This is a genomic window from Rhizobacter sp. P3_B12 (assembly GCF_056402895.1).
Genome location: NZ_JBFUGN010000841.1, coordinates 1 through 2,736, shown reverse-complemented (window position 1 = coordinate 2,736; position 2,736 = coordinate 1). Strand labels below are relative to the sequence as shown.

The window sequence follows — 2,736 nt, the reverse complement described above, 5'->3', positions numbered from 1 at the left end:
CCTACCGGCTCTACCTGGCCGGCAGCGCGATGTGCTTCGAGCAGGGCTGGATCTCGCTGTTCCAGATGCTGGCCGCGCGGCCGGACGGCAACCCGGCGCGCGGGCCGATGCGCGGCGCACAATCCGAATTCCCGTTCAACCGCGAGTACATGTACCGATGATCTACAAGTTCAAATCGAAGGCGGCCGGCGACGTGATCATGATGGGCCCGAACGGCGACCAGGTGCTGCGCCTGATCGGCAAGGCGCCGGGTGCGACGGGCRTCATCGAGCCGGCGCAGATGCCGGCGGCCATCGCGGCGCTCGAAGCCGCGATCGCGCAGGACGAGGCGGCGCGCCAGCAGGCCGAGCAGGAGGCGGCCGCCGAAGGCAGGAAGCTGCCGCCCGCCGAGGGCGTGGGCCTGCGCCAGCGCGCCTGGCCGCTGGTCGAGATGATGAAGCGTTCGCAACCGGCCGATGCCGGCATCACCTGGGGTGTCTGAGGAGGAGCAGCGATGAAACTGTGGAGCGACAGCTGGATCAACGGCGACCGGATTCCGGCGCGCTATGCAGCCGGGCGGCTGGAGGGTGCGACGGGCGTCGCTTCGGGTGTCGTTTTTTCCGACAACCTGAACCCGCACCTGGCATGGAGCGAGGTGCCGCAGGGCACGCAATCGCTCGCGCTGATCTGCCACGACTTCGACGTGCCGAGCCGCGGCGACGACGTGAACCAGGCCGACCGCGAGGTGCCGAGCGACCTGCCGCGCGTCGACTTCTTCCATTGGGTGATGGTCGACCTGCCGGCCGGCCTCTCGGCGATCGCCGAGGGCGAGTTCAGCCGCGGCTTCAGCGCGCGCGGCAAGCCGGGCCCGCAGGCGCTGCACGGCGCGCGGCACGGCCTGAACGACTACACCGGCTGGTTCGCCGGCAATGCCGAGATGGCGGGGCAGTACTTCGGCTACGACGGCCCGTTCCCGCCGTTCAACGATTCGCTGGTGCACCACTACGTGTTCACGCTGTACGCGCTCGACGTGGCGCGCACGCCGGTCGACGGCGTGTTCAGCGGCGCGCAGGCGCGCGAGGCGATCGCCCGGCACGTGCTGGCGGAAGCCACGCATTCCGGCACCTACACCCTCAATCGCCGACTGATTTGATGACAACCCCCACGTCGCTTCGCTCCTGCCCCCCGAGAGGGCGATCAGCCGCCTTGAGGCGGCTCGGCGCCGGCTGATATGCAGCTCACTCGAATCCTCGCGATCCGCCACGGCGAGACCGCCTGGAATGTCGATGGCCGCATCCAGGGCCACACCGACATTCCGCTGAATGACAAGGGCCGCTGGCAGGCCGGCCGGCTGGGCGCCGCGCTGGCGCACGAGCAGGTCGACATCGTGTTCGCGAGCGACCTGCAGCGCGCGTTCGAGACCGCGCAGGCGGTCGCGCGGCCGCACGGGCTGCCGGTGCATGCCGACGCCGGCCTGCGCGAGCGCAGCTTCGGCATCTTCGAAGGCTGGACCTTCGCCGAGATCGAGGCCCGCTGGCCCGAGCAGAGCCTGCGCTGGCGCCGGCGCGATCCCGACTACGGCCCCGAAGGCGGCGAGAACCTGCAGCAGCTGTCCGCCCGCTGCGTCGGCGCGGTGACGCGGCTGGCCGAGGCCCACCTCGGCAGCAGCATCGCGATCGTCGCGCACGGCGGCGTGATGGACTGCCTGTACCGCGCCGCGGCCCGCATCGACCTGCAGGCGCCGCGCTCCTGGCAGCTCGGCAACGCCAGCATCAACCGGTTGCTCTACACGCCCGAGGGCTTCACGCTGGTCGGCTGGAACGACACGCACCATTTCGATGGGTTGGACGGCCCGTCGCTCGACGACCCCGGCAACGCGACCGGCCTGGCCGCCACCGACCGCGTCGGGCACGCGGCATGATGCAGCCGCGCGTCGGCGATCCGGTCGCGGCCGTGCCGACACCGGCGCTGGTGATCGACCTCGACGCGATGGAGCGCAACCTGGCGCGCATGGCCGCGTTCGCCCGCGAGCATCGCCTGAAGCTGCGCCCGCACGCGAAGATGCACAAGAGCGCCCGCATCGCCGCGCTGCAGGTCGCGGCCGGCGCGGTCGGCGTGTGCGTGCAGAAGCTGTCGGAGGCCGAGGCACTGGCGGCCGGCGGCGTCGGCGACATCTACATCAGCAACGAGATCGTCGATGCGGCCAAGCTCGCGCGCGTGGCGGCCTTGGCCGGCCGCATCCGGCTCGCGATCGCGGTCGATTCATCCCTCGGCATCGACCGCCTCGCGCTCGCGCTGAAGGCGGCCGGCACCTCACTCGAGGTGTTCGTCGAGATCGACGTCGGGCAGGGCCGCTGCGGCGTCGCACCCACAGCGGCCGGCGCGCTCGCGCACCAGGTGGTGTCGCACGGCCTGCGCCTCGCCGGGCTGCAGGCCTACCACGGCAAGGCCCAGCACCTGCGCTCCGCCGACGAACGTGCGGCGGCGATCCGCCATGCGGTGGCGCTGGTGCGCGCGGCGCAGGCCTCGGTCACCGGGGCCGGCATCGCGTGCCCGCTGGTCACCGGCGCCGGCAGCGGCAGCTTCGCGCTGGAGGCGGCCAGCGGCCTGTACGGCGAGCTGCAGGCCGGCAGCTACCTGTTCATGGACCGAGACTACGCCGACAACCAGCCGACGCCGGGCGCGCCGGTGTTCGAGCATGCGCTGTTCGTCAAGAGCCAGGTGGTGAGCCGCGGCGCGTCGCATGCGGTGGTCGAC

The 2,736-nt window shown here is 71.8% G+C and carries 4 protein-coding genes and 1 pseudogene; all 5 read left to right on the top strand.

Annotation, left to right across the window (positions count from 1 at the left end; translation table 11 throughout):
• A pseudogene (locus AC1D01_RS28880) lies at window positions 1–161 on the top strand (SAM-dependent methyltransferase); the annotation flags it as partial.
• Window positions 158–481 carry a DUF1840 domain-containing protein gene (locus AC1D01_RS28875; protein ID WP_477872542.1) on the top strand — a complete coding sequence of 108 codons (324 nt, stop codon included), beginning with the start codon at window positions 158–160 and terminating at the stop codon, window positions 479–481. The pseudogene AC1D01_RS28880 and the gene AC1D01_RS28875, both read left to right, overlap by 4 nt.
• 12 nt (window positions 482–493) lie before the next feature.
• Window positions 494–1,132, top strand: a complete 639-nt coding sequence (locus AC1D01_RS28870) for a YbhB/YbcL family Raf kinase inhibitor-like protein (RefSeq protein ID WP_477872540.1) — start codon at window positions 494–496, stop codon at window positions 1,130–1,132.
• A gap of 78 nt (window positions 1,133–1,210) precedes the next feature.
• A complete protein-coding gene (locus tag AC1D01_RS28865; RefSeq protein WP_477872538.1) occupies window positions 1,211–1,900 on the top strand; it encodes a histidine phosphatase family protein in 690 nt (229 codons plus the stop codon).
• Window positions 1,897–2,736: alanine racemase (locus AC1D01_RS28860; RefSeq protein ID WP_477872536.1), on the top strand; the 840-nt coding region annotated here is incomplete at its 3' end. The genes AC1D01_RS28865 and AC1D01_RS28860, both read left to right, overlap by 4 nt.